At 43.6% G+C, this 26,838-nt stretch carries 21 protein-coding genes; 13 read left to right on the plus strand and 8 right to left on the minus strand.

Annotation, left to right across the window (positions count from 1 at the left end; translation table 11 throughout):
- The first annotated feature begins 127 nt into the window (after positions 1 to 127).
- The 5 genes from ACXAGK_RS04875 (at position 128) to ACXAGK_RS04895 (ending at position 5,851) form a co-directional block, all read left to right on the plus strand.
- Positions 128 to 2,356 (plus strand): polysaccharide lyase 6 family protein, encoded by a 2,229-nt coding sequence (locus tag ACXAGK_RS04875; protein WP_474854527.1) that lies wholly within the window; start codon positions 128 to 130, stop codon positions 2,354 to 2,356.
- An 83-nt stretch (positions 2,357 to 2,439) separates the two neighbouring features.
- Positions 2,440 to 3,366 (plus strand): sugar kinase, encoded by a 927-nt coding sequence (locus ACXAGK_RS04880; RefSeq protein ID WP_474854529.1) that lies wholly within the window; start codon positions 2,440 to 2,442, stop codon positions 3,364 to 3,366.
- Positions 3,367 to 3,455: 89 nt separating this feature from the next.
- Positions 3,456 to 4,067: a bifunctional 4-hydroxy-2-oxoglutarate aldolase/2-dehydro-3-deoxy-phosphogluconate aldolase gene (eda, locus tag ACXAGK_RS04885; protein WP_474854531.1), complete on the plus strand. Its 612-nt coding sequence runs from the start codon at positions 3,456 to 3,458 to the stop codon at positions 4,065 to 4,067.
- Positions 4,068 to 4,241: 174 nt separating this feature from the next.
- Complete coding sequence (locus ACXAGK_RS04890; RefSeq protein WP_474854533.1) at positions 4,242 to 5,432, plus strand: hypothetical protein; 1,191 nt, start codon at positions 4,242 to 4,244, stop codon at positions 5,430 to 5,432.
- Entirely contained in the window at positions 5,432 to 5,851 is a 420-nt protein-coding gene (locus tag ACXAGK_RS04895; protein ID WP_474854534.1) for a hypothetical protein, read from the plus strand. The genes ACXAGK_RS04890 and ACXAGK_RS04895 overlap by 1 nt, the downstream gene beginning before the upstream one ends.
- Positions 5,852 to 5,864: 13 nt before the next feature.
- Here ACXAGK_RS04895 and ACXAGK_RS04900 read toward each other — a convergent pair whose 3' ends face one another.
- Positions 5,865 to 7,961: an EAL domain-containing protein gene (locus ACXAGK_RS04900; protein ID WP_474854536.1), complete on the minus strand. Its 2,097-nt coding sequence runs from the start codon at positions 7,959 to 7,961 to the stop codon at positions 5,865 to 5,867.
- A gap of 409 nt (positions 7,962 to 8,370) precedes the next feature.
- Here ACXAGK_RS04900 and ACXAGK_RS04905 point away from each other — a divergent pair, with 409 nt between their 5' ends.
- On the plus strand, positions 8,371 to 9,819 hold the full coding sequence (locus tag ACXAGK_RS04905) for a DEAD/DEAH box helicase (RefSeq protein WP_474854538.1): 1,449 nt from the start codon (positions 8,371 to 8,373) through the stop codon (positions 9,817 to 9,819).
- A 99-nt stretch (positions 9,820 to 9,918) separates the two neighbouring features.
- On the opposite strand, the gene ACXAGK_RS04910 is transcribed toward ACXAGK_RS04905, so the two are convergent.
- The 6 genes from ACXAGK_RS04910 to ACXAGK_RS04935 all read right to left on the minus strand — a co-directional run bounded on the left by ACXAGK_RS04910 (position 9,919) and on the right by ACXAGK_RS04935 (position 17,677).
- On the minus strand, positions 9,919 to 10,737 hold the full coding sequence (locus ACXAGK_RS04910) for a thioredoxin family protein (RefSeq protein WP_474854539.1): 819 nt from the start codon (positions 10,735 to 10,737) through the stop codon (positions 9,919 to 9,921).
- Between the two features lie 101 nt (positions 10,738 to 10,838).
- Positions 10,839 to 11,663: a 2-keto-4-pentenoate hydratase gene (locus tag ACXAGK_RS04915; protein ID WP_474854541.1), complete on the minus strand. Its 825-nt coding sequence runs from the start codon at positions 11,661 to 11,663 to the stop codon at positions 10,839 to 10,841.
- Positions 11,664 to 11,671: 8 nt separating this feature from the next.
- Entirely contained in the window at positions 11,672 to 12,427 is a 756-nt protein-coding gene (locus ACXAGK_RS04920; RefSeq protein WP_474804923.1) for an SDR family NAD(P)-dependent oxidoreductase, read from the minus strand.
- 293 nt (positions 12,428 to 12,720) lie between these two features.
- Positions 12,721 to 14,292, minus strand: a complete 1,572-nt coding sequence (locus ACXAGK_RS04925; RefSeq protein WP_474854543.1) for a sensor histidine kinase — start codon at positions 14,290 to 14,292, stop codon at positions 12,721 to 12,723.
- Entirely contained in the window at positions 14,292 to 14,948 is a 657-nt protein-coding gene (locus tag ACXAGK_RS04930) for a response regulator (protein ID WP_474804927.1), read from the minus strand. The genes ACXAGK_RS04925 and ACXAGK_RS04930 overlap by 1 nt, the downstream gene beginning before the upstream one ends.
- 206 nt (positions 14,949 to 15,154) lie before the next feature.
- The gene (locus ACXAGK_RS04935; RefSeq protein ID WP_474854545.1) at positions 15,155 to 17,677 is read right to left on the minus strand and encodes a S8 family serine peptidase; all 2,523 of its coding nucleotides are present in this window, start codon (positions 17,675 to 17,677) and stop codon (positions 15,155 to 15,157) included.
- 441 nt (positions 17,678 to 18,118) lie between these two features.
- Between ACXAGK_RS04935 and ACXAGK_RS04940 the strand changes: the two genes are divergently transcribed.
- The 5 genes from ACXAGK_RS04940 (at position 18,119) to ACXAGK_RS04960 (ending at position 21,774) form a co-directional block, all read left to right on the plus strand.
- Positions 18,119 to 18,631 (plus strand): curlin subunit CsgB, encoded by a 513-nt coding sequence (locus tag ACXAGK_RS04940; RefSeq protein ID WP_474854547.1) that lies wholly within the window; start codon positions 18,119 to 18,121, stop codon positions 18,629 to 18,631.
- A gap of 30 nt (positions 18,632 to 18,661) precedes the next feature.
- On the plus strand, positions 18,662 to 20,107 hold the full coding sequence (locus tag ACXAGK_RS04945) for a curlin (protein ID WP_474854549.1): 1,446 nt from the start codon (positions 18,662 to 18,664) through the stop codon (positions 20,105 to 20,107).
- 100 nt (positions 20,108 to 20,207) lie between these two features.
- Entirely contained in the window at positions 20,208 to 20,555 is a 348-nt protein-coding gene (locus ACXAGK_RS04950; RefSeq protein ID WP_474804935.1) for a CsgE family curli-type amyloid fiber assembly protein, read from the plus strand.
- Complete coding sequence (locus ACXAGK_RS04955; protein WP_474854551.1) at positions 20,555 to 21,004, plus strand: curli assembly protein CsgF; 450 nt, start codon at positions 20,555 to 20,557, stop codon at positions 21,002 to 21,004. The genes ACXAGK_RS04950 and ACXAGK_RS04955 overlap by 1 nt, the downstream gene beginning before the upstream one ends.
- A gap of 8 nt (positions 21,005 to 21,012) precedes the next feature.
- Positions 21,013 to 21,774 carry a CsgG/HfaB family protein gene (locus ACXAGK_RS04960; RefSeq protein ID WP_474804937.1) on the plus strand — a complete coding sequence of 254 codons (762 nt, stop codon included), beginning with the start codon at positions 21,013 to 21,015 and terminating at the stop codon, positions 21,772 to 21,774.
- A 37-nt stretch (positions 21,775 to 21,811) separates the two neighbouring features.
- Here the strand turns inward: ACXAGK_RS04960 and ACXAGK_RS04965 are convergent, their stop codons facing one another.
- Positions 21,812 to 22,489 carry a helix-turn-helix transcriptional regulator gene (locus ACXAGK_RS04965; protein WP_474804939.1) on the minus strand — a complete coding sequence of 226 codons (678 nt, stop codon included), beginning with the start codon at positions 22,487 to 22,489 and terminating at the stop codon, positions 21,812 to 21,814.
- 275 nt (positions 22,490 to 22,764) lie between these two features.
- Here ACXAGK_RS04965 and dld point away from each other — a divergent pair, with 275 nt between their 5' ends.
- On the plus strand, positions 22,765 to 24,498 hold the full coding sequence (dld, locus tag ACXAGK_RS04970) for a D-lactate dehydrogenase (RefSeq protein ID WP_474854554.1): 1,734 nt from the start codon (positions 22,765 to 22,767) through the stop codon (positions 24,496 to 24,498).
- Between the two features lie 246 nt (positions 24,499 to 24,744).
- Positions 24,745 to 26,775 (plus strand): BCCT family transporter, encoded by a 2,031-nt coding sequence (locus ACXAGK_RS04975; protein ID WP_474854556.1) that lies wholly within the window; start codon positions 24,745 to 24,747, stop codon positions 26,773 to 26,775.
- Positions 26,776 to 26,838: the final 63 nt, after the last annotated feature.

Genomic DNA, 26,838 nt, shown 5'->3' on the forward strand with positions numbered 1-26,838 from the left:
TAACAGCATAATTGCGTTTTTGCAAAAGAAGATTGGCAATTTATGTGCGATTTATACGATTTAGCAAGGTCAGTGGCACTATCACGGTAGATATCACCGAAGATCTTGCCAGCGAAATGGGGAAAGTATGAAAGTAGCAAATATCTGTAAGTCAGCGATCGGAATTATTACGCTCTTGGCGTTTAATACAACGGCATACGCCGAAGACTACTTAGTTGACTCTAAGAAAAGCTACCTCAACGCGTTAAAGAAAGTCGCCCCTGGCGACGATATCGTACTGAAAAATGGTACTTACCATGATTTTGAAATTAAGTTCAAAGCGCAAGGAAGTGAGCAAGAGCCAATTACATTGAGAGCGCAAAGCAAAGGCGGTGTTATTCTCTCTGGTCAATCAAACCTATCTATTGCGGGGAGCCACTTAATTGTATCTGGGCTTGTATTTAAAGACGGCTACTCTCCATCAGGTTCAGTAATTAGCTATAGAACGAGTAAGGACGAACTCGCGAATTATACCCGCGTCACTGAAGTCGTAATCGAAGACTATTCTAAGCCAGACAAATTTGAAAGTGACTATTGGGTTGCGCTGTATGGAAAGCATAACAGGCTAGATAGCTCGTACTTAGCAGGCAAGCGAAACCGAGGTGTAACGGTCGCAGTAAGGTTAGATTCAAAAGATAGCGTAGAAAACTATCACAAAATAGACAATAACTATTTTGGCTTCCGACCTGAGTTAGGTTCAAATGGTGGAGAAACCTTAAGAATTGGTACCAGCCATTATTCACTTGAAAACTCTTTTACCCGAGTCGAAAACAATGTATTTGACCGATGTAATGGCGAAGTTGAAATTATCAGCGTTAAATCGGGTGGCAACGTTCTTCATGGCAATACCTTCATTGAGTCTCGCGGTACGCTAACGCTAAGGCATGGCAACGGTAACACAATTACCAATAACGTGTTTCTGGGTAATGGTGTTCCAAATACGGGTGGAGTACGCGTCATTAATGCCGATCAAGAAGTAGCAAATAACGTGTTTAAAGGGCTTACTGGCTACCGCTTTGGCAGTGGGTTTACAGTAATGAATGGCGTGCCCAACTCACCTCAAAATCGCTACCACCAAGTAAAAAATGCCAACATACATCACAACACTTTCATTGACGTTTCACACATTCAATTGGCTGCTGGAGCAGATGAAGAACGTTCAGCGCCACCTGTGGATAGTGTTTTTGCTAACAACCTTGTTATCGCTAAAACGGTGCCTACTACATTTAGCTTTTTTGATGACATTAGCGGTATAGCATTTACCAACAATGTGGCTAACTACAGCGTAGAAAGTCAGATTGAAAAAGGCTTTACGAAGCGAAGCGATATACAGCTATCTTCATCGAACAGTATTTCTTTGGAGGAGATAAAAGTAGGCGCTGACGACAGCGTTAAGCCACTTCAAAAAGCAGAGGTAGGGCCAAGTTGGTATCAGAAAAAAGAATACGAAACGCCGTTTGGTTCAGGAGATGAAATTACTGTAGAGCCAGGTGTAAATTCGCTTTTTGAAGCGGTCGCGAAAGCGAATGATGGTGATGTTCTTATACTTAATGATGGCGTATATAGCGAGCAAAAAATTGTTAAGGTAACTAAAACTCTCTCTGTAAAAGCAAGCAGAAACGCAAAAGTCATTATCCGTCCTCAGCGCTCTGCACTTTTTGAAATAAGTGACAATGGTTCACTGGAAATTGAAGACATAACGCTTTCAGGTAGTGATGCACCAGATGCGGCTGGAAATACATTCATCCGCACTAAAAAGTGGGGCATGTTAACAAATTACCGGTTCACAATGGATAAGGTGACAGTAACTGACCTAGACATAAACCATAGCTATCACTTCTTTTCGGCAGGCGCCCGAAGCTTTGCGACTTTGTTATCTATCACTAATAGCCAATTCGACACTATCACTGGTCACGTACTTGCGTTAAACAAAGAAAAAGATGATTTAGGTATCTACAACGTTGAAGTGTTGAATTTAGAAAACAACACATTTAGCGATGTTGAAGGGGCACTAGCACTTATCTATCGCGGTGGCACCGACGAAAGTACTTTTGGGCCCAAGGTAACGATAGCTAAGAACGTTTTGACGAATGTAGGTTTGGGTAAAAGAAACAAGCGTAAAGCAAGCATCTTTCTTCACGGTGTACAAAAAACACAGATTCGAAATAACGAGTTTAGCGCAAGTGCGCCAGTCAAAATTGAACATACCGTTGGCGAGCCGCAAACATCGCATAGCGGCAATACATTTAAAAATAAAAAAGGCATCGACATTGTCGATTTCTTGAAAGCGAAAGACGAATGTCGCTGCTCTGAGTAAAAATGCTCAAACTAGCGCGCAACTTATGTAACGAAAGTAATTACAGTAACAATTAAAGACTACGAGTTCGTAGGGTGGATGATATGAGAGTTGGTTTTATTGGTGAGTGCATGGCCGAGCTTAAAAAAGTAAACGGTGTATTAGAAGAAGGGTTTGCTGGCGATACCTTCAATTCTGCCGTTTATCTAAAGCGCACGTTTCCTCAATTAGATAGCTACTTTGTCAGTGCAGTAGGCAGTGACGCGCTTTCAAAAGAGATGCTCGACTTTGCGCAAAGCGAGTCGATTAATACACGCTTCATGTTTTCCCATCCAGAAAAGCATATTGGGCTTTATAAAATTTATACCGATGCAGAAGGCGAGCGCTCTTTTACTTACTGGAGAAATGATTCTGCTGCGAAGTGCTTGATGTCTTTAATTACTGATGACGATAAAGCGTCGATGACAGCGTTAGACTTAGTGCTGTTTTCGGGCATTTCACTCGCTATTTTAAATACTGAAGACTTACCAAAGTTTTGGCGTTTACTTGCAACGCTTAAAGAAAGTGGAACCAAAATTGTTTTTGATATGAATCATCGGCCAGCCCTGTGGAAGGGTAGGGATGATGCCACTGCATTGTATGAAAAAGCGTTTGAAATTGCAGATGTTGCGTTACCTGGATTAGAAGACTTCAACTTCTTGTATGGGTTTGAAACGGTAGAAGAGATCATAAACTTTTTAGCGCCTTTCTCATTTAAGCAGCTCGTTATTAAAAATGGCGCAAGCGCTGTAACGCTAGTGGATGAAAGCGGAGAGGTTTCAGAAGTAGGGCTAACCCCCGTTACTAATGTTGTTGACACTACCTCTGCTGGTGACGCCTTTAACGGTGTTTTTCTAGGGGCGTACCTTACGGGCGAGAGTCCTGAGGCCTGCGTAAACAAAGCCGCTAAGTGTGCAGGTTTTGTGATTCAGCACCCTGGCGCCATTGTAGATAAAAAGGCCTATGCAGACCTAGTGACATCTATCGCTTAAGTAACTTAAAGCGAAGTATTCGAATGCCAAATAAAACACTATATCGAACTTATAAGGGCATCCGCCCCTCGTATTACAAGAGACAAACCATGAAAAAAATATCAGACATTATGGGCGGCCAAACCCTGCTCCCAATCATTCAAGCCGATAATGTAGAAGACGGTGTGGCCATTGCTAAAGCAATGTCAGCTGCGGGCCTTAACACAGTTGAAGTTGTATTGCGTTCGGAAAATTCAGCGAAATGCATTACAGCTATTAAAGAGGCGCTGCCAGATATGATAGTTAGCGCTGGTACCGTAATCGATAAAGCATCTTTAGATGCCGCTATCAATGCTGGAGCGGATTTTATCGTGACGCCTGCGGTAACCGAGCGCCTGCTAACTATGCTAGTAGACTCAGGTTTACCTGTACTGCCTGGTGTATCAAACGTATCAGATATCGTGTTAGCACGGGAGCACGGGTTCAGAGAAATGAAGCTGTTTCCAGCATCTTTGTCAGGTGGTGCGTCTTTCCTGAAAGCGGTAGGTGGTTTATTTAAAGATACAAAGTTCTGTCCAACGGGAGGCGTTTCGCCAGAGAATTTCAACGACTATCTGTCGCTAGGTAATGTGTTTGCAGCAGGCGGTACTTGGGTTGCGAAACCTCAATGGGTAGCAGATAAACAGTGGGACCTCATCACAGAGGCATGTTCGCAAGTGTAGCGAACGCGACACCTTCCTAATTTTCATTCCTTAAAAAGCTGGCACATTCGCCAGCTTTTTGATTTTTCAGCGTATTAATTGGTGTTATAGCTTAACCGAGCTATCATTAGTGAAATAGTTCGCGCATACAACGCAGTGGCGCTAGCTTTATACAATCAGAATGAAAACGTGACTATGATCAAATTGATAGTGCTGCCTTTCACCATTGCAGCCGCCCTACTTTTGTCTGTCGCCGAAAGCCGTGCTAATGAACTTGAGTTTTCAGGTTTTGCAAGGGCGGTTGCAGGTCAACTAGATACCAAAAAAGCTACCTATGAAGGGTATGACGACAGTATAAGTTTTTCTGAAAAATCCCTTATTGCTTTGCAGGCTGACTATACTTACTCATCGTCGTTTTCAGCGTCCGCTCAACTTCTCTTGCATACCGACGATGATAGAGAGTCAGGCATAGAGTGGCTGTATTTAACCTACTCACCTAGTGAAAGTTTTCAAATTAATGTTGGCCGGTTGCGCACGCCTTTTTTAAAGTATTCTGATGTTATTGATGTTGGGTTTGCCTACCCATGGATTAATGCACCGCAGCAACTCTACAGTAGTTATTTGTTCTCTCAGTATGAAGGTGGTAATGCTAGGTTGAGAAGGTCTTTTGGCGATGTTGTAGTTGATTTTGAGGCTTACTACGGAAAGTATGAAGATGCGCTAGCTTCAAGCGGTATCAACGTAGATGTTGAAGTGAAAAACTTATTCGGCGGCGTTATTGAAGTCAACTATGGTGGCTTGCAGCTAAGAACAGCCACTATCAATGCCCCCAAAGTTAAAACTACCATTGATGAAATTGCCCCATTTTTACAGGGGCTTAGAGCTGCTGGGTTTGACTTCATAGCTGAACAGTTTGATATTAACGATCGCGCGGGCTCTTTTTTACTGGGCGCCAGCTATGACACGCTTAGTTGGTATGTAAGCGGTGAGTGGATGAAGGTCTCGTCTGATATCGATGTACTTGCGAATTTAGAAAGTTTTTATGTTTCATATGGCTACTATTTTGATGAGGTTCTTTTACACTTAACTTATGCTTCATCCAGACAATCACTCAATACCATCGACAATGTAATACCTGTAGGTGTGTCGCCTGAACTCGATCAGCTTTATTTCGCAGTCGAGCAGCTAAATAGCTTTTTTCCGACGGATGATCTTGATACTTGGACTCTTGGCGCTAGGTGGGATGTGAAAACCAATATTGCACTTAAAGCTGAGCTGTCGATTCTTGATGGTAAAGAAGGTAAAACATCGTTTTACGACATAAAAGAGAGTAGTTTCGATAGAAATGCGGCCCTGTATCAAGTGGCAGTAGAGTGGGTATTTTAATGCAAAAATACTTGCTCATTTTCTTTCTCTTATTTTGTTCTCGTATAGCCGTTGCCCAAGATGGCATTTGGGTCGTTGCAAACCTTCCTGGTCAAAATTTCGCACTAACAAAAGCGGAAGTGCGCAACCTTTTCATGAGCAGTGGAACATCTTCCGACGATGCATTAATACCCGTAGCTATGAGCCCTGGCAATAGAGCTCGAGCAATTTTCAATACCAAGATAATTGCTTTGCCCGAATCACGAATTCAATCCTATTGGGCACAGATGCGCTTTAGTGGACGTCAAAAACGGCCAATCGAGTTCAATAATTCAAACGCCTTGCTTGAACACGTAACAAATACTGAAGGTGCGATAGGTTATGTTCCCTCTGGAACAGTACTACCTGAAAACGTAAAGGTGGTTTATCGAAGTCTTTAAGCAATCATTAATCTTAAGAGCTTTGTGATTGCTTTGTAGTACTATTAACCAATGCCATCAGTGGAATTGGTTTACTGTAAAGATAACCTTGAAGCGTGTTACACCCTTGGCGTATTAGAAAGTTGGCTTGCTCTTGCGTTTCAACACCCTCTGCACACACCGAAAAGTTCAGGCTTTTAGCCATATCAATAATAGTCTTGGTAATCATTTCTGATTGCTTAGATTCACCTATTTTGTTTACAAAACTTCGGTCTATTTTTAGTGTGTCTATATCAAACTGCGTTAAATAACTCAGAGAAGAGTAGCCTGTACCGAAATCATCAAGGGCAAGTCTACAGCCTAATTGCTTCAGCGATGCAAAAAACGGGTTCGCCGCATTGAAATTGTTTATATATGCAGATTCCGTAACTTCAATTTCTAAGTTTGAAGCGGGGAGTCTACCATTATCTAATTCATGCAGTAAAAATTGCGTGACATTGTGGTTATTTAAATCGTGGGGGCTCAAGTTCACCGATATAACTAAGTGGCTGCCAAAGGCTTCAAGGAGTACGGGAAATTCGTAGCGAAGTTGTTTTAATACCCATAGGCTTATTTGTGATATTTTATCAGTCTGCTCTGCAATAGGAATAAACTCAGCAGGCGAAACTGGACCTAACACTTCGTCTTGCCAGCGAAGCAGAGTCTCAAACCCAGTTATGTTCTTATCTGAGTCTACTTTAGCCTGATAAGTTAGGTAAAACGCATCGTTTTCAAGAGCTTCAGTAATGCGAGTAGATATGAGTATTTTGCGCTGCGTATGCGCCAGCATTTCATCGGTAAACCATACAAATCGAGATTTGCCATCGTCCTTAGCTTTATACATGGCAACGTCAGCGTTAGTTATGAGGTTGGTTAGTGAGTATTCACAGTCACTTGCAAGTGCAAGACCTATGCTAGCACTTGAGTCTAGCCTCAGCCGGTTAATGATATGAGGTTGAGATACTGCTTCTACGAGTTTTAGCGCTGTTTCTTCTAAAAAACTAGGGGATGTAAGCTCGGGTACAATAACAATAAACTCGTCACCGCCTAAACGCCCCAGTGTGCAGTTATCCTCAAGTGTACTGTCCATCAACAAACTGATATGAAGGAGAAACTTATCTCCCGTGTCGTGCCCAAACGAATCGTTGATAGTCTTAAAACCGTCTAAATCGATAAACAACAAACCCAGTTCGTGAGCATTCTTCTGCGCTATAGCGAGTTCATTTGATAAAAGCTTCATTAAGCATTGTCGATTAGGCAGCCCTGTTAAGGCGTCGAAATTAGCAAGCCGCTCCATCTGAGATTGTTGCTTCTCTAGCATTTCGTTTTTTTGCCGGTTCGCTTCAGACTGGTTTTTTATATTCTCCATCATATTGTTAAAGGCTCGAGACAAAGCAAGCATTTCCTCTTTGTCTACTTCCTCAACCTTGACATCGTAAGCGTTGTCATCCACGACACTGTCCATTGTTTTAATTAGGGTGTTTAGCGGACGCATTGCTCTGCGCTGCGCTCGTGATGATACAAATAACGAGATGATAATGAGAAGTACCACGGAAGGCGTGACCAAAATAATGTATCGTTGCCGACTTACTTTTAATGCTTCTTCAAGATTGAAGACCAGGGCAAGTTTTCCCAACGGAAAAACGTCTTCGCCCACTGTTTTTACTACTATTACTTTGCTAGAAGTGCGATGTAAGCCAATGGGTAGCGTCGCGATATTACGATCAATGTTGGTCCCTCTGAGCTGCGAGGACGTTTGTTCTTGCGGTTTAGTGAGCCTCCCTTCAAAACCGGCAGGACCCACATAATGATTCAACAGCGTACCGCTATTACTGAAAATATAAGCTGCTTCAGCATATTCATATTCATCTAAGCGAAGCAGAATTTCCGTTTGATTGAAACTGCCGGATGGCTCTTCTATATAGTCAATGAGATCGACAGCCATGTTTACGCTTAATGCGTCGACCTCTTCTGAGACAAATTCAATATAAAGCTTTTCATAAACATAAATAGACAGGCCGATAATAAGGGCACTGACTATAGCGATAGATGCAAGTGTATTGAAGGATATCTCTGACCTAAGACTTTTCAAAAAATGCTCTTTTAAGTTGAATGGGATCGCAGTAACGACTTTGAATAAAATGTAGGAAAGGACCGTCACCTATTCACAAATCTAGTATAGACGGTTTTCGTCATTTCTTAATTAGTAATTAGATTGAAATTGTATGAAGGGGTAGAGCTATGCTTTATTTAGATGTCTTTTGAACAAAAAATGCGCTGGTGGCCTAAGGTGTTTAGTGGTAGACTCCGCACGCAATTTGTAAGAGTAAACACCTACGTTCTTTTCTTGATGTCAAACACCAATAAGCCAAGTTGGCAATGGCGTGTCTCTTTAGGTTTTCCCAGTAATCTATAACCCCCCACGGTTAGCAATAAAGCACTAACGCTTATACCTTTGCGGTATGCAACTTTTTATAAATACCTATGACAGGAGTTTATTAATGTCATTTACCCAATTAGGGCTCGCTGAACCCTTGTTAAAAGCTATTGAAAAACGAGGGTTTAGTACGCCATCACCGATCCAGGAAAAGGCAATACCAGAAGTATTGCAAGGAAAGGATGTGCTGGCGGCTGCGCAAACGGGAACAGGGAAAACCGCGGGATTTGGACTTCCTATTTTACAAAGACTGATGTCTGGCAAGCCAGTATCTGGCAATAATGTTCGCGCGCTTATCTTAACACCAACTCGCGAGCTTGCTGCTCAGGTGGAAGAAAGCATTCGAGCATTTAGTGAGTTTTTACCATTAAAGACCGCTGTGGTATTCGGTGGTGTGGGCATAAACCCTCAAATGATGAAGCTTCGTAAGGGCGTGGACGTACTAATTGCGACCCCTGGACGATTACTCGATTTGTATCAGCAAAACGCCGTGAAGTTTTCACAGCTTGAGGTATTGGTATTAGATGAAGCCGATAGAATGCTTGATATGGGCTTTATTCACGACATCAAAAAGGTATTGAAGCTATTGCCACAGGAGCGTCAGAGCCTACTTTTCTCAGCCACATTTTCTGATGAAATTACAGCGCTGGCGAAAACGATAACTCGTGATCCTGTAAGTATTTCTACCGCCCCTGCCAATACAACGGTGGACGCTGTCGAGCAGCACTTGGTGACCATTGATAAGTCTAAAAAGACGACTGCGCTGATTTGTTTGATTAAACAGCAAAAGTGGCAGCAAGTATTGGTTTTCAGCCGTACCAAGCATGGCGCTAACCGAATTGCGGAAAAGCTGACTCGCTCGAAAATTCCAAGTGCAGCCATTCACGGAAACAAAAGTCAGGGGGCAAGAACTAAAGCCCTTGCTGATTTTAAAAGTGGCGAGATTAAAGTTCTGGTGGCTACCGATATCGCTGCACGCGGTATAGATATCAGCGAACTGCCGATAGTGGTTAACCTGGATTTGCCGAACACAGCGGCTGACTACGTTCACAGAATCGGTCGTACTGGGCGCGCTGGAGCGAGTGGACAAGCTTGGTCGTTTGCTTCTGCCGAAGAGTTACAGAACCTAAAAGATATCGAAACACTCATTCAAAAGCTGCTCCCTCGCAAAACCCTTGAAGGTTTTGAGCCTCAGCAAGAAGTACCTGTTACCACGCTTTCTAAGCCGAAAAAGCCCAAAAAACCGAAAAAACCTAAAGCATCACAAGGTGAGAGCGGTGCGGGGAAGTCAACTGGCGGTAATAAGAAAGCGGGACAACGACAGGGCAACCGTAGTGGAAATGGTAGCTCTCACGGGGGCAAGCCAAATACTCGTAACAGTGGCGGCGGTAAACCTGCAGGTCAAAGACACTCAGGAAGCGAAGGTAATGCTGCTAGACGACCTGCTAAGCGCAGAAACAGCCCGTCCAACAGTTCGACTAGTAATAGGACTTCCAACAGCGCAAAAGCGTAAATAGTTATATTTTATCAATAAAGCTATGGTTAATTGATAAAGGGCCTTTTGTATAAAAGGCCCTTTTTTGATGTTCCTTAGAAACTAAAAACTAATGCTTTAGTTATGCTCCCATGAAAACGGGTTGTAATGGCGCAGCGCTGGCGTGGTGTTTACTCCGTTGCTATTCGCAGCGTCTAGCGTGAGCTCAGCACGTTTAATGAGTGTTTGTTGTAGCTCAGTACGAAAGCCTTTGGTTTCTTTCCATAGCTGGTTAAGCCCTTCTGGAGTATCACCTTGTAAATCTTGTGTAAGCAGCGGCCCAAGCTTGTCATACGCGCTTTGAAGCCTAATTGCCTGTTCTTTGTTATAGGCAGCTTCTTCACCCGTAGCTTTCCAATTAATGAATGGGGCTTTCTGCGCATCTGTCATAGCAGGAAAACGGGAAAAGTACGTTATGTACTCTGATAAGGGGATGCTATCGGCCCGCCCCCAAATATCCATCGTCGTTCTGTTCAGCAAAGCACTGGTTTTAGGCTCAACTACCATCACAGTTGGCGTTGCGTAGTAAATCGGATAGTTGAATCGCTCGGTAATATTTCTTCTGTCTTCAAGCGTTCCTACGTCAACAAATACAGTTTCATAATGGGCGCGTAGAATAAGATCCATTTCTTTTGTTGCGAAGCGCTCAGCTAAGCCTGTACTGTCGTGGCACCACTGTGCTCCCAGGACAACCAGAAGCAACTTGCTTTCCTCCACAGCTCGTTGCTGCGCGTTAACCACGTCTTGATAAGGTGAGGAAGAAGGGGAATAAGTATAAGGGTTTTCATTTTGGGTGCTGACACAGCCATTTAAGATAGAGAAAGCGGCTATAAAAGTAGCTATGGTTAAGCTGCGCTTAATCAACTGGGCTTGACGTTCAAAGAAAGTGTTTTGCATACAATGATCAAAATAGTAGTTAAATCAACATCAATGTAGCATAAAAAGTAAAGAGAAAAGCGGTAATTGACCGTAGTAAACTACCGCTTTAGCAGGTCGGTTCAAGCTGATACAGGGATCAGCTTCATGTTGATATTCCCAACACCCTCGAAAGTGACTGTAGATGTGGCACCAGCCACAGTGTCATGTACGCCAGTAATAGCGCCTGAGCAGATCATACAGCCTTTTGGAAGAGTAATATTCCGCGCTGCAGCTTGGTCAATTAAATAAGCTACAGCCGCCATAGGCCCACGTAATACGTTGTTTGATGGTGCAGTATTGATGTGATCTTTATCAATGAACACAGATGTCTGCATGTTTTCAATCACCGTATCCCACGACGCGATAGGGGCGCCAATTACCATACCTTGGTTTACACCAAAGTCACTGATGATGGCAGTGGGGCCATAGCTATTTAAATCAATAACAGGGCTACTCGCTATTTCTACGCCTGCATATACAGCTTTGATTAGGTGTTTCAATGGTCCCTTGGTATCAATTGAACCGGGCGTAATATCTTCTCCCAGTTCAAATACCAGTTCGGCTTCAACAGCAACCATACCGCCTGCGTAGACTTCTAGCTCAACGAATTCATCGTCTGCGTGGGAACGACCAATGAAATGGGTAACCTTTTTAAAAATTGGGCCCATTAAGCGCTCTGCGCCCATCTGATCGCGAAGTTCGGGGATCACCATGCCTACTTTCCAGCCGGTGATCTCGTCGTTCCACTGTTCAAGCGACATGTCTTGAACGCGGTAGGCCGCGTCCAAAGTTGTCGGAACATCACCTGGAAAAGTTTCTAATACAGTGGCTTGCTTGCGTGCGTTAACCAGGGTATTCGAAAGCGTTTTCAGGTTGTCTTCTGTAAGTGGTTTATCAGGAAACATCGTGACGATTAAATCCCTAGTGCCTGACCGCCACCAATTTGAACGGTTTCGGCAGTAATAAATGACGCATCTTCACTTACCAAGAAAGACACTACAGACGCGACCTCTTCAGGCTGTCCTAGGCGACCAAGCATGATGTTATCTTTCCAAGAAGCAAATACTTCTGGCTTAGTCGCTTTAATTTGCGCATGGAAAGGCGTATCAATGGTGCCAGGAGAAACAGCATTTACACGAATACCAGCTGGTGCAAGTTCTTTAGCAAGTGCACGGGTCAAAGTATGTACCGCACCTTTTGAAACACCATAGATACCTGCACCAGGGCCACCAGCGTTCCAACCAGCATTAGATGTGTAATTTACGATAGAGCCGCTGTCAGATTTCTTTAAATAAGGAATAGCTGCACGAGAAACGAAGAACGCACTATCAAGGTTCAGTGCCATAACAAAGCGATAAAACTCTGTTGTCATCTCTTCCATTGGGCTGCGTCCGCCAAGGCCGCCGGCGTTATTAATGACGGCGTCGATCTTGCCGTATTTATCGCCAATCGCTTTTACGTTTTTATCAACGGCTTCATCGCTTGTAACGTCAAAGCCATAGTATTCTGCTTCAATACCTAAGTCGCTAAGCTCTTTTACACGCTCTGCGCCCTTATCGTCTTCAATGCCATTTAAAACAACAATGAAACCGTCTTGGCCAAGTCTTTTAGCAACTTCAAATCCGATGCCGCCTGTTGCTCCAGTTACCAGTGCTACTTTCTTCGTCATAACAATAACTCTTTGTGTTGTATTACATTGTGTATAACCAATCTTAGGTTAATAAAATTAATTGGTCTACCTGTTTTGTGTGTTTTTTGTCATGCTTTTATAAATTCATCTTCAAATGTATAGCGGTGTTAAACTTTACTCATATATAAATACTTGAATTTTATTGCTTTTGGTTGCAATTCGAAAGAGGGTGGTTAGAGTGCCAACAAGAACGAATGAAATGACAATAATGCAGGTGTTATTATGCTTATTGGTAAGTCCAATTTGTGCTTGAGTTAAATTGGTAGAAAACGTTATTGGGTTTTGTTTATAGGAATAGAAAGGCGTACCACAGTCCCCATTGGGTAATCGCGGCTTATATTGAGGGCTCCATCTATCAACTTAGCGCGCTCTCTCATGGAAAGCAGGCCGAGGGTGGGCTGAGCGTTAACTGAATCCTCAATGGTTTCGGGTATACCCGCACCATCATCTGCTACAGTGAAGGTAGCACTTTGCGACTCATAGGAAATATCAATAGAAAGTGTCTTCGCATCAGCGTACTTGATGCTATTAGTTACCGCTTCCTGAACTATGCGATAGATATGTATTTTCTGCTCGGGCTTAAAAGTAATAGGCGTACCGCTAAGATTGAAAGAAAAATCTATTTTTGCGCGCTTAAGCGTAGTTGTGATGTCGGAGCGTTCAATAACGCTCTCGATGGGAAGAGTGTCGATGCCAGAGGGGCGTAAACCGCCTAGGCTCTTTTTCATTGCCTGATACAAAGCATCTATCTTGCCGACTAATATCTCGTGGTCTTTGGTTGTGTCAATTAGTGATAACTGGAGTTTTAAATCAACGATGCGGTGGCCAAAATCGTCGTGCAGATCGCGAGATAAACGCTTTCTTTCATCCTCTTGTACTGCTACTAGCTTGGCCGCGAGGGCTTGTGCGTTTTGCACTGCAATTTCAAGGTCTTCGTTGTTTCGAGCCAGTTTTTTATTCAATTTATTCGACTGGTTGATAGAAGACCCTAGGATGAGGCAACTTACGCATAGCGCTAAAATATAAAATTGATGCTCTATGGGAGGTAAAGCGCTCTGACTGGCTACCACAAACGCTGTAATCCCAATAAACAAACAAGATAGCGCACTACCGAACACAGCATAGCGATACGATAAGAAAAGGGCTGGAAATACCGCAATGTATTTAATTTGATAGCTGATATTAATATTTTGAGAGTAAAGATAACTACTGAAAACTAAAGTAAGTAACCATGTTCCTACGGTTATAAACAGTGTTGATTCGTTTTTATTAATATACTGGCGAGTGTATAGCGCAAATAGAAGGGGGCAAAGGACGATAATTCCTACAAAGTCACCAAGAGAGAAATCGAACAAAATAGAAAGAAAAGCCGCTACGTCAGTTTGTAATTCAATAGCCCGTCTGCCTAGAAACACTGTCCCTAGCGCTACGCTTATCAGCATGCCGAATGCCAAGGTGGCAAGGGTACTGCGGACATTATCGAAATAAGGTGCTGCAAAACGGCGTCTAAAGACATAAACACATCCGCAAACTACCGCGGGCGATATGAATAAGTGCACTAAATACCAGCCAACACTTCCGCTTAAAAAGGCGGTGTTATCAAGAACGCCCCCTGGGTGAAATAAAATGAAGTGGATTAACTTTTCTGAAAAAAGCAATAAGGGCCAGCTTGCTAACGGTAATAACAAAAAGGCGGCCAAGCGAACGCCAGCGGGTAAATACCAACTCACAGTCCCTGATATAATTTCAAATTGGGTGCTAAATAGCCATACGCTATGAAATAGACCGGTATATATCAAACCCATCATCAAATAGGTAGTGTTGATATACCGTGTAATATTCATTAATCCGCTTTGACTAAGGTGTCATCATAAATGACATCAGATACATCTAAGTATCCGGTTTCTAATGCTATGCGAAGCAAGCCAAATTGAGACGTAACATTCAGTTTTTTGTAAATATTAGTTCTGTGAACCATGACTGTCTTTGGCGCAGTATCTATGTGATAGGCAATTTGTTTAGGTTGGAAACCTTTCGCTAGTAGTAAAAAAACTTCCTTTTCTCTTTCTGTAAGAATGGAAGTCAGACGCTTATCGCCAAACGCTAATTTTTTACTGATATCTGAGCTGAGGTAGTTTTCATCTTTTTCTAGCGACTCCAGCGCGTCCATTAACTCTTTCGTAGCGGCACTTTTTGTAACATAGCCATCAGCGCCAAGTTCAAGTGCTTTACTAATATAACCTACGTGATCGTACATGCTTAGCATCAAGCATTTAACAAATGGCGCCTCTTTCTTAATTTTGATAAGCGTGTCAAAACCATTTTCTTGGGCTAAGGAAATATCCAAAACTGCCACATCTATATCGTCTAAAGATGCGAAGGCGGGGAGTGCGCTTAATGAACTTACAGCGTAAGCAACGTGCCAGCCATACTCTTGCTCGATGAGAGTCTTAATGCCGTCCCTTACAATTTCATGGTCATCAATGAGGAGTATGTGCATGAAAAAATCAATCTATTTCTTAATGCATCAAGTTTACGTTGTATTTGGCTTATAGGGAATAAGCCGATGGCTTAGATTGGTGGTGTATTCAATTTTGTGCATAAAAAAGCCGGCCTATCCATGGCCGGCAGTTACTTAAGCTTTAGTGTTTAGCATGCTAAATGCTAAGAACTACTATGCGTGTAATAGCAATACCAAACGCGGTATTAAAGGTTTACCGTCACTGGCGCTGAACATGCAGAGGTTTCATCACACACCATATAGGTATATTCGCCAGGCTGAACGCCACGGCTTCTATCGCGATAACGACCAGTATTGCTTACTTCTTCAAGTAGTTCACCATTGCGATAAATCATTACAGTATCAGCCATTGAGCCGCTGTAAGATAAGTCTACACGTAGTGAGCCGAAGCGAGAAAGCATAGCGCGGTCAATTTCTGCAACAATATTACTGTCTGAAACCGACACTGTCTCTGTTGAAACGCCAGTTTGGCCTTCAGAGTCGGTAACCGTAAGGGTTACATCATAGGCGCCTGTACTTGCGTACTCATGAGTTGGGTTCTCTTCTGTTGAAGTCGCACCATCACCGAAGTCCCAGCTGTAGCTAACAATGTCGTCATTAACGTCATTACTATTGTTAGTAAAGCTCACTGATAGACCTGAAGCGTCATAAGTAAATGCAGAGTTTGGCGGTGTTGGTCCTACTTCACCAATACCGGTAACTACTAGGCTCCATGTGTTAACGGTACCGTTATCTCCGTTAAAGGTATCAAGCACGTTTAAGGTCCAATCGCCGGTAGCCACTTCGCCGTTAAAGGCATCAGTGTTGTAGCTTTCAACGATATCATCTGTACCACCACCTTGGTTTTGGCGCAGAACGGTAGTTGTTCCTTGTGGAGAAGTGAGTGATAGCACTAAGTCACCGCTATATGTATGCGTAATATCTACCGAGGCTTGCATACCAAACACCGTTAAGTCATCCGGTACGTTTATCACTAGGTCAACGCCTACATCATCTGGATCTTCTTCATTCGGTAACGTAGGTACAGCATCGCCTGAATATGCGTAAGGGAATTCGTTTAGCCCTTGCGGGTAAACGTAAAGGTTGGCGGATTTAGACTTTTCAATTTCGCCACTTACACCATTAACAGTAAAGCTATAAGCGCCCCAAGGGGTATCTTCAGAGGTTTCTACTGTTAGCGTAACGGTGTCGCCAGGCATTGCCGTGTTAGCACTTAAATAAGCAATGTCACTTTCTTCGGCAAGAGAAAGCTGCACTTCTTCTTCGTAGCCAGCAATTGAACCAACTTCAATAGTGAAAGTATAAGCTTCACCCGCCTCAATTTCCGCTGAGCCTGGTGTGATGCCTAGTTTAAAGCCAGGTGTTGGGTCGGCTTCTTCTAATGCATTTAGCACATTAAGACGGTTGCCTGAAACTGTGCGACCGTCAGCCCAAAGACTCGTTTCACCGGTAGTCATTAACAGCTCTTTCATTTCTGACGGCGTAAGCTCTGGGTTTAACGACCATACAAGGGCCGCTGCACCCGCAACATGTGGCGTAGCCATTGATGTACCAGAGTATGCGGCGTAGCCGTCGCCCGGTATAGTAGATAAAATAGCTGTACCTGGCGCTGCAATATCCACCGTTTCCAGACCGTATGAATAGCCGCTATCGCCGTCAGTTCTAGTGTGGCTTGCAACTGCCAATAAACTGTTTGTTGTAGTGACATAGTTAGACGGATAGTTGTCGACGTTGTCATTGTCTGAACCAGAGTTACCTGCTGCAGCAACAAACAAAATTCCAGCTTGGCCTGCCACTTCAATAGCTGTCTCTAGCGCTTCACTGTAGCCGCCACCGCCCCAGCTGTTGTTCGTAGCTTTTACGTTGACGCCACGGTTTTCTTTCAGGTCGGTGAAGTAATCAATACATTCGATAGCGCCAGCGGTTGACCCCGTTCCATCTGCACCGAGGAATTTACAGGCAGCGATAGACACATCGTGGTTTACGCCAACTACACCTATACCGTTTCCGCCCACAGCGCCAATAGTCCCAGCTACGTGCGTACCATGAGAATCATCGTCCATAGGGTCGGTATCACCGTTTGCTGTATCAATTCCGTAAACGTCATCAATGTAGCCGTTGCCATCATCATCAATACCGTTGCCGGCGATTTCACCTGGGTTTACCCATGCATTATCTGCAAGGTCTTCATGGTTGTAGTCAACGCCGGTATCGATAACACCTATCACTACATCGCTATCACCTGTTGTAATATCCCATGCTTCTGGTGCATCGATATCTACATCAGTTGTGCCGCCTGCTTGCCCGGTATTATCCAAGCCCCACAAATCACCGTAAGACGGGTCGTTAGGAATTAATGCTTTGCGATATAAAAAGTTTGGCTCGGCAATTTTAACCGCCGGGTTTTTCTTTAACGTTTCAATGGCGTCTTTAACCGATTTTCCACGAAGTTGAAGTTTGGCAATGCGGCCATTTAGAAGGTTGGCGAAGCGATCATCAACCTCATCGCGATTAGCGTCGCTGATTCTTGCGCCCACTGATGAACGAGCGCGCATTTTTTCCGCTTTGCTCACATTTTCTTTGTATACAACAATAACGCTGTCATCGAAAATTTCGGCTTTCGCAGCATGTGCGTGGCTAGAAGCCATTAGCGGAAGTAGGGCTAATGACAGTGCTGAAAGGCCTGTTTTAAAAGGCGTTGTTTTCATAGTTAGATTCCATAATTAGCAATAATGCTTTAATTACGAAACCTTCTCATTCGGTCTGATATAACTAACGGTTAAAACTTATAACGCAAATTTTAAAACCTGCCACCCTTAACGCAAAAAATAGTACAAAAATACAACTTAACCACTAGGCCATTACTATAAATAATGAGTAATGTGGTACTTAATTATTAGGCAGCGTACCCAAAACGAGGCGCTGTCTCCTATTTTCATCAAGAGGTCTTACCAATAAATTTTTTTGGTGTGATTTTTAAACAAAACTAGTACTAAGGTATTAGCTTTAACCGCAAGAACGCTAATGAAGCGCATAATGATGTTATTTCGATTGCAATAAATACAACTTAATGGTGATGGATTCTCTCGCTTTTAAGGCGTTTTATAGAAGGGTCACCTTTGTTGTTAATCAAGGAAGCAGTCGTTCTAATGGATAAGAAATTAAAGGTTAAAAAATCCCAATGCGCCAAAAACGTAAGAGCATTAAAAGCCTCTTCGCTTTTAGCTTCAGCGGTGTGTGGTCTTCTAACCGTCAACTCTTCTGTCTATGCCCAACAGTCTGATTTATCAACAAGCTCCGACATGGTGGAATCTTCTCTTTCAATGAGTCTGAATGCTCAAGCTATTACGATAGACGATGAAACGGTCTTCATTGCTGTCAGTCAGTTTGGGCTGAATAACATAACTAACATTATCCAAAGCGGCAACGGCGCCAACCTATCGAACGTTGTTCAAAACGGCAGTAATAACGAAGCTATCATCACTCAACTTGGTGAAGGCAACGTTGTGAATTTGCTGCAGCAAAATAACAACAACTATTTCGAAATTATTCAAGACGGGTTCGACAATGTTGCCAATGTTAATCAATTAGGTGAGCAGTCTTTCACTGTTTATCAGATAGGGAACGAAATGGTAATTAACATCACACAATATCAAGAATGATGTGATTGCCATAGGGAGACAAATGTGAAAATGAAAAAAACAAAAATAGCTAGTGCATTGCTTTTAGTCGCAGCGTCAGGATGGGCGTCAGCTCAAGAAGTTCCTGCAACTAAAACTGTCGATTTTAACGCCACAGCAGATTTTGTAGCAGCGGCAGAAGGCAATGAAATTACGCTAACTCAAACGGCACCAGAGGGAAACGAAGTAGGTAATGAATCAGTATTAAGCCAAGAAGGCGACCTTAACGCTATCGTTGTAGAGGTAACTGGTGACGCTAACGAAGTGCTTGCATCGCAAATGCAATCGGGTAACACCTTTTTTGCAAGTGTGACTGGCAACGGCAACTTCTTGGAATCAGAGCAAGATAGCTTAAGCAGCACGGCTGATTTCGTAGTTGAGGGTGATGACAACACGGTTTCACTTGTTCAATTAGGTGACGGCGGCCCCATTGGCTTTATCTTCAACCGCTCAATAAATAGCATAGTGGGTAGCGGCAATACGCTATCAGTATATCAAGGCGACGGCGGAAACTGGGCTAATAACGCGATTTCTGGTAACGACAACACAATCTTTGTTGATCAAAGCGGTGACTGGCACGAATCCTATGTTCGCGAACTAAGCGGCGATGCTAACGTAATTGACGTTATTCAAGATGGTTACTACAACATTTCAGATTTAACTGTAATTGGTTCTGACAATGAAGTTGAAATTGACCAAGATGGCGATCAGAACGTTATCGGTTGGACCATGGTTGGCGATGCTAATGTGCTTGAGTTCGAACAAGACGGCGATGGCAATGAAATTGCCACTGGCGTGTTTGAAGGTTCGGGTAACGAAGTCAATGTTGACCAAATTGGCGATGTAAACCTTGCTACCGTTGAAACTGTCGGCGGAGCATCTAATACGTTCGAAATTAACCAAGTGGGCGAAGGAAATACGGCTTACGCTGGCGTGATTGGCTTATTAAACGAGTTCGACTTAACCCAGGTAGGTGATGGCAACGAAATCAGCACAGTAAACTTTGATGGCCTGTTTAATACGGTTGAGATTGAACAGGATGGTGATGCTAACTTGGCGTTAGCGCAAGCCGGTATTGGTGATGCAACTTACTATGCAGATGGCAATATCATCGAAATGTCGCAAGAGGGCATTGAAAATACGGCATCAGTTGAGTTAGCTAGCAATGTTACTTCAAGCTACAACGAAATTATGGTTTCCCAAACAGGTGAGCTTAACTTACTAGACCTGCTGGTTAACGGTGACGAAAATATAGTTAGTGTTATGCAAGAAGGTGTTGGAAACTGGGTAACGGACGAAACGGGTGGGCAGTTTGTTATTTCAGGCGATATGAATACCTTTGAAGTTACGCAAATGGGTAACGACAACTTAGTTACAGGTAGCATCACTGGCAATGGCGGCACGGTAAGTGTTACGCAGGTTGGTGACTACAACGTAGCTACCGTTGTTCAGATGTAAATGTACTAACGTACAAAGTGAATAGCCGGGCGAGTGCCCGGCTCAGTTCAATAAAATGAAGTATCTGTATCGATTCTCCTTTCTTACACTAGTTTTAGGTGTGCTCTTTTCTCCGATTCACGCGGAAGAAATTCGCTTAGGCGGGTTACTGCTCGATAACAGTATAAGCCGCCAAGGGCACGAATTTGCTTCTCGAATTAGTCAATATTGGCGGGAGGTTCCCGACAGCTCAGGTAAAAACCTGGTAGTCAAAGAAATCATAGTGCCTCAAGCAGGTACCTTGCTATCAGTAATCTACGACAACAAAGTGGTTTACCAAACTTATATGGGGCGTAGGCAAGTTCCAATAGATGAGAAAGTGCAGCAAGCAATCATGTTGGTATTAGACGCAGTAGCAAATGCGAGTATAGACAGTAGAAGCCCAGATTTAGCAGGGGACGAATGGTAATGAAGAAAAAAATTGTAATTGCAGCGCTTGCAGCGGCGACGGCAGTAGCGCCTGCAATAACGCAGGCAACTGAATTAGTTTATGAGCCAATAAACCCGTCTTTTGGTGGCAACCCACTCAACGGTTCATTTTTATTAAGTAAAGCAAATTCACAAAATGCGCATAGTGCTTCTCTAAGCGAGCGCTCCTATGATGAGCGTCTTCAAGAGTCACTAGAGCGTGCCTATATAAATCGCATCGTTCGTGAAATTACAGATATCGCTTTTGGCGAGCAAGAATACGACGAAGATGGCAATCCGATAGACAGTATTTTCAACCAAGATAGTATTTTTGTTAGCGGTGACTTCCAGGTTGAGCTTATAACAAGTAATCCTGACAGCATAGTCGTCAACATTACTAACTTATTGACTGGTGAAGTCACCATTGTAGAAATTCCACGGTTTGGGTAGGGAAACACATGAGAAGTACCGTTTATTTATTATTGGCTCTGGCACTAACTGGTTGCCAGTCCATCACAAATACAATCCCGCCTGATACTACGGCTGCGGATATTATCAAAGATAGCGCCACCCTTTCTGAAGTCAAAAGCCTACCGGCACCCATGGGGCAAATTCCGGTTTCCGTTTATGCGTTTAGAGATCAAACTGGGCAATATAAACCGAGTACGGGAGCGAGCTCTTTTTCAACTGCAGTGACTCAAGGGGCTACGTCTATCCTTGTACAAACCCTAAGTGAAACATCGTGGTTTTTGCCTGTTGAGCGCGAAGGGCTACAAAATATTCTTACTGAAAGAAAAATTATCCGGGCCGACGAAAAAAGCGGGGGCGATTTACCGCCACTCACGACTGCTAGAATTATTATAGAAGGCGGCATAATTAGCTACGACACCAATATTCGTACTGGCGGGGCTGGCGTTGAGTACTTTGGTATCGGCGCGAGCGAGCTGTTTAGAGAAGATCAAATTTCTATATATATGCGCGCGGTTGACGTAAGAACGGGTCAAGTATTGGTATCAGTTTCTACATCTAAAAAGGTGCTTAGCCAAGAGATTAGAGCGGGGTTATTCAGATACGTTTCTTTAAAGCGCTTGCTTGAAGCAGAGACGGGTTACACCACTAACGAACCCATGTTTGAATGCGTTAAACAAAGCATAGAGAAAGCGGTGAGTGAATTAGTATTACAAGGAATGGAGAAAGGAGTATGGCGCGCCAAAGCGTAAGCGCCATACAGTGTTTTAACTTACATTGCTCGTCAGTTTAGTAGCTTACCTGCTGGGGCTGGCTAAACTGATGGTCGAACCATTTGATGAGTTCAACCCTATTTCTGCATTCTGTTTTCCTGAATATGCTGTATACGTGTGTTTTCACCGTATTCACACTGATATGCAAGCAATCTGCAATTTCTTGGTTCTGTGCGCCATCGGCAATTTTTCGTGTAATGGCCAATTCTCGTTTGGTTAAGACAGTCGTTGACGATTGAAGCGCAGCAACGGGCTTAGTTTTTGGTACTAGATTGGCATCAATATAACGGCTCATAATTTCGCGACTAAACCATTTGTTTCCTGCCTGAACCTGCTGAACACCTCTAACTAACAACTCTAAACTATCTTCGATATGAAACACCCCATTGATACCGTGTTGAAGTGCCGCGTAATGAAAGTCGATGTTACTTTCTGGCACGTTGAAAATCACCTTGTTTAATTCAGGGTAATCGTTAACGACCGGCAAGCTGAACATAGCGGCAGGGTCACAATACTGTGCATCAATGAAGAAGGTATAAGTGTTGTTGAGCACGCTTCTAGGCGGGTGGATAGCGCCAGTCGTAACGTTAAATCCACACGAAGGCAAAATACTAAGGAATCGTTCGTAAGCCCCATCCTTTTTAGTATTTTCCGAGAAACTACTTTTTGTTAAAACGAACGCTTGGTGTGACATGAAAGCTCCTTTTCGTGTACATCAACCTTACGAACTATACAATAGCTTTACAATACTCCTGTGGTCTTACTTGCGGCGCCAAAGCGTAACAAAATGTAACAGTGAAAAACTTATATTAATTTTGCTTAAAAAAAGCTGTTTTTTAAGTAATCGGTGAATTAAATATAAGTAAATTATCTCTATAAAAAACGTTTGCCCCCTTTGTTAAAAATGACGTTAGTGTATAGTTCATCACCAAGCTAATCCTTCCAAAACTTCAACACACAGAGAGAACCATGACCGTAAATGTTGACACTCAGTCTTTGATTGCATCTATGCGCGATGTAGTAGGGCAAGCCTATTTGTTAACTGATAAAGCGAAGAAGCAGCCTTATACCAAAGGGTTTCGCTTTGGCGCAGGTGAGGCGCTCGCGGTAGTAAGACCGGGGACATTGGTCGAAATTTGGCGCGTGTTGAAGCTTTGTGTTGAAGCCGATGTTGCGGTAATTATGCAGGCGGCAAATACAGGATTGACAGGTGGTTCTACGCCAGACGGTAAAGATTACGATAGGCCTCTTGTTATCATAAGCACCATGCGAATTGATGAGATTCAGCTGGTGGACAATGGAAAGCAAATTGTTGGCTTAGCGGGTAGCACTTTGTTTGGGTTGGAAGAGACGCTTGCGCCTTACGGTCGAGAGCCACATTCGGTTATTGGCTCTTCGTGCATTGGTGCTTCTATCGTGGGTGGTATTTGCAATAACTCCGGTGGCGCTTTAGTAAAGAGAGGCCCTGCCTATACCGAGCTTGCTCTTTTTGCGCAAATTGATGCCAGCGGCAAGTTATCTTTAGTAAACAACCTTGGCATCAATCTAGGTAGCGAACCAGAAGAGATTTTAAATAATCTTGAAAACAAGCGTTATAAAGAAACTGATGTACAGCACCCCGACGCTCGCGCCTCAGATAATGAATATGACGAACGTGTACGAGACGTTGACTCTAACACGCCATCGCGTTTCAACAATGACGGCAGGCGACTTCATGAGGCTTCAGGCTGTGCGGGTAAACTTGCCGTGTTCGCAGTGAGGCTAGACACGTTTCCTATTCCTGAGAAAAAGCAGGTATTTTATGTGGGGTCTAACGACGCTGCAGTGTTTACCAAAGTTCGTCGCGACATTCTTTCTACCTTTGAGAACTTGCCTGACTCGGGTGAGTACCTTCACCGCGATTGCTACGACGTGTCGAAGAAATACGGCAAAGATATGTTTATCGTTATCAGCAAGCTTGGGGCGAAGTTCATTCCAAAACTGTTTGCGTTTAAACGCAAATTCGATGCATTTACTGACAAGTTGGGTTTTTTACCCAACAAGATGTCAGACCGCGTCATGCAGTACATGAGCTATATTTTTCCTAATCACTTACCCAAGCGCATGGAAGCGTTTAGGGACAAATATCAGCATCACTGGATTTTGGAAATGAGTAACGATGGGGTAGATGAGGCCAGAGCTTACCTTGATGAATTCTTTAAAACCAACGACGGCAGCTACTTTGAGTGTACAGAAGACGAAGCTGATAAAGCGATTTTACATCGTTTTGTTGCCGGTGGAGCAATAGGTCGTTACCACGTAATGCACAGCAAAGAAGTGGGTGCCATGATGACCATAGACGTTGCGCTTCGCCGTAACGACCCTGATTGGTTTGAAGTGTTGCCTAAAGAAATAGACGACCAGATAGATACCAAACTCTATTACGGTCATTTGTTTTGCCACGTAATGCACCAAAACTATGTATTGAAGAAAGGCGCCGACGCGAAAGTGCTAAAAGGAAAAATCCTTGAAACCTTTGATGCTAGAAGTGCTGAGTATCCTGCAGAGCACAACGTGGGTCATGAGTACTTCGCCAAAGACGCTCTTAAGAACTTCTATCGCGAACTTGACCCAACCAACAGCTTTAACCCGGGCATAGGTAAAACCACCAAACTCAAAAACTGGGCTGAGCATGAAGGTGGCTGTTGTGGTGGGCATCACTAAAAGCCCGATGACATAAAAAGCACTTTAAAAGGGTTCTGCTTGTTGTTTTCTAAATTAAAACCAAGTAGAACCCTTTTTCTTTCTAGCTAACTTTTTGCAGTTAGCGCTTTAAACAAGTTCTGAGATCTACACCACCTTGTTAAATCTGGACTAACCTGAACCAAACCCGCTCTCCGCTAGTAACAAAAGAAAGTGTTTAAACTTTCGCAGGTTATTAGTTTACCTGTAAGTGAAAAGGGATTTGCTATGAAAGGTCAAGTAAACAACTCCACCATTCTTCTTCCTGTATTTCTCCCCGCCGTTGCCATTATTCTGCTTCTGGTTATCGGAACAATCAGTAACCCCGAACTCGCCGCCGAAGCTTTTAACAGTACACTGGCATGGATCACCGAAAGCTTCGGTTGGTTCTATATGCTGTCGGTGGCGATCTTTTTGGTCTTTATCGTATCGATTGCATCATCTAGCTGGGGGAATATCAAATTGGGGCCCGATCATGCTGAGCCTCAATATAGCTTTCCTGAGTGGTTTTCAATGTTATTTTCTGCGGGCTACGGGGTAGCGCTGCTCTATTTTGGCGTGGCAGAGCCTGTTTTACACTATTCTTCACCGCCAGCAGGATCGGCTGAAACTGTTGATGCGGCGAAACAAGCTATGCAAATCGCGTTTTTTCACTGGGGTTTCCACATATGGGCGATTTATGGGTTAGTGGGCTTGGTGCTTGCCTATTTCGCTTTTCGTCATGGTTTGCCCCTATCTATTCGCTCTGCTTTGTATCCGCTGATAGGAGATAAGATTTATGGCCCAATAGGTCATGCAGTAGATGTATTTGCCATTCTAGGAACACTGTTTGGTATCGCCACTACCCTTGGACTATCTGTTACGCAAATCAATGCGGGGCTTAACTATCTGTCCGGTGATATCCCCATCGACATCATGGTACAGGTAGGTACTATCGCTATAGTGACGATAGCCGCAACAATATCGGTTATTGCGGGAATGGATAAAGGCATCAAGCGACTTTCTATTCTGAACATGCTTTTGGCTGTATCTCTTATGGGTACAGTTTTTGTCATGGGGGAAACCGTTCATATTTTAGAGACCTTTCTGCAAAACACAGGGAGTTATGTCAACGGTATTATCGAGCGCACTTTTAACCTTCAAGCTTACAGTCGTAGTGACTGGATAGGGAACTGGACCCTGTTTATTTTTGGCTGGACCATCGCTTGGGCGCCGTTTGTAGGCATGTTTATCGCCAAAATAAGTCGAGGCAGGACCATTAGACAGTTTGTGTTTGGTGTAATGCTAGTGCCTACCATGTTTACTTTCCTTTGGTTTTCCGTGTTTGGTGACACAGCGTTAAACGCCATTATGAACCAAGGGATGACAACGCTTATTAGTGATGTACAGGAAAACGAAGCCGTAGCTTTGTTCAAGCTTTACGACTTGTTGCCCGGCGCGTCAATCATGTCAGGTTTGACCGTGTTATTAATCATTACGTTTTTTGTGACCTCATCAGATTCAGGATCGCTGGTTATCGACTCGCTTGCTTCTGGGGGGAAAGAAGAAAGTCCGGTATGGCAGCGCATATTCTGGGCGTGTTTGGAAGGAACCGTTGCAGCAGTGTTGCTGTTGGCAGGTGGACTGAATGCCCTGCAAACGATGACCATAGCAAGCGCCTTACCTTTTGCTTTCATAATGCTAGCGTCTGCAGCTGGTCTGTGGCGTGCACTTGTCATCGAGGGCTATCGAAATAATAGTTTGACGGCAAATACGCTGAATAGAAATCATGGTCGGACAACTAGCCTTAAAGGCCGGTTTGCCGCAATGGTCGATTACCCGAGTCGAAACGAGGTGCATGAATTTATTGATAAAACGGTGATTGCAGGGATGAAAGACGTTCAGGCTGCTTTGAAAGCGCGAGAGTGGGAGGCGTTCGTTAGACTTGATGAGGAAACGGGAAGAGCCACCTTCACTGTTGAGCGTCACGATCATATGGACTTTATCTACGACATTCGCATGACCGAGTATTTAGTACCAGGGTTTAGCTACGCAGAGCTGCGCTCGGAAGATGACGAGTCGGAAAAGTACTTTCGTGCTGAAGTGTTCCTTCGACGCGGCGGTCAAGCCTACGATATTTATGGCTATGATAAGGAGAGTATCGCCAAGGATATCTTAGACCAGTTTGAAAGCTACTTGCATTTCCTTGATACCAGTCCAGGTGAACTTCCTTGGGAAATGGATGCTTATGACGACATGCTTAACCAGCCAAAAAAGTAGATGAACTTATTAGTGAATTGAAGGGAAAGCATTATCGCTTTCCCCTCGTATCCCCTAATTGCT

The organism is Alteromonas sp. ABM1_013 (genome assembly GCF_056160505.1).

Coding starts and splice junctions, on each gene's coding strand:
- ACXAGK_RS04910 (WP_474854539.1), bottom strand. CDS start 10,737: ATGCAAAACACTTTCTTTGAACGTCAAGCCCAGTTGATTAAGCGCAGC.
- ACXAGK_RS04960 (WP_474804937.1), top strand. CDS start 21,013: ATGAGAAGTACCGTTTATTTATTATTGGCTCTGGCACTAACTGGTTGC.
- ACXAGK_RS04915 (WP_474854541.1), bottom strand. CDS start 11,663: ATGTTTCCTGATAAACCACTTACAGAAGACAACCTGAAAACGCTTTCG.
- ACXAGK_RS04880 (WP_474854529.1), top strand. CDS start 2,440: ATGAGAGTTGGTTTTATTGGTGAGTGCATGGCCGAGCTTAAAAAAGTA.
- dld (WP_474854554.1), top strand. CDS start 22,765: ATGACCGTAAATGTTGACACTCAGTCTTTGATTGCATCTATGCGCGAT.
- ACXAGK_RS04975 (WP_474854556.1), top strand. CDS start 24,745: ATGAAAGGTCAAGTAAACAACTCCACCATTCTTCTTCCTGTATTTCTC.
- ACXAGK_RS04925 (WP_474854543.1), bottom strand. CDS start 14,292: ATGAATATTACACGGTATATCAACACTACCTATTTGATGATGGGTTTG.
- ACXAGK_RS04940 (WP_474854547.1), top strand. CDS start 18,119: ATGGATAAGAAATTAAAGGTTAAAAAATCCCAATGCGCCAAAAACGTA.
- ACXAGK_RS04920 (WP_474804923.1), bottom strand. CDS start 12,427: ATGACGAAGAAAGTAGCACTGGTAACTGGAGCAACAGGCGGCATCGGA.
- ACXAGK_RS04965 (WP_474804939.1), bottom strand. CDS start 22,489: ATGTCACACCAAGCGTTCGTTTTAACAAAAAGTAGTTTCTCGGAAAAT.
- ACXAGK_RS04890 (WP_474854533.1), top strand. CDS start 4,242: ATGATCAAATTGATAGTGCTGCCTTTCACCATTGCAGCCGCCCTACTT.
- ACXAGK_RS04930 (WP_474804927.1), bottom strand. CDS start 14,948: ATGCACATACTCCTCATTGATGACCATGAAATTGTAAGGGACGGCATT.
- ACXAGK_RS04875 (WP_474854527.1), top strand. CDS start 128: ATGAAAGTAGCAAATATCTGTAAGTCAGCGATCGGAATTATTACGCTC.
- ACXAGK_RS04955 (WP_474854551.1), top strand. CDS start 20,555: ATGAAGAAAAAAATTGTAATTGCAGCGCTTGCAGCGGCGACGGCAGTA.
- ACXAGK_RS04905 (WP_474854538.1), top strand. CDS start 8,371: ATGTCATTTACCCAATTAGGGCTCGCTGAACCCTTGTTAAAAGCTATT.
- ACXAGK_RS04945 (WP_474854549.1), top strand. CDS start 18,662: ATGAAAAAAACAAAAATAGCTAGTGCATTGCTTTTAGTCGCAGCGTCA.
- eda (WP_474854531.1), top strand. CDS start 3,456: ATGAAAAAAATATCAGACATTATGGGCGGCCAAACCCTGCTCCCAATC.
- ACXAGK_RS04935 (WP_474854545.1), bottom strand. CDS start 17,677: ATGAAAACAACGCCTTTTAAAACAGGCCTTTCAGCACTGTCATTAGCC.
- ACXAGK_RS04895 (WP_474854534.1), top strand. CDS start 5,432: ATGCAAAAATACTTGCTCATTTTCTTTCTCTTATTTTGTTCTCGTATA.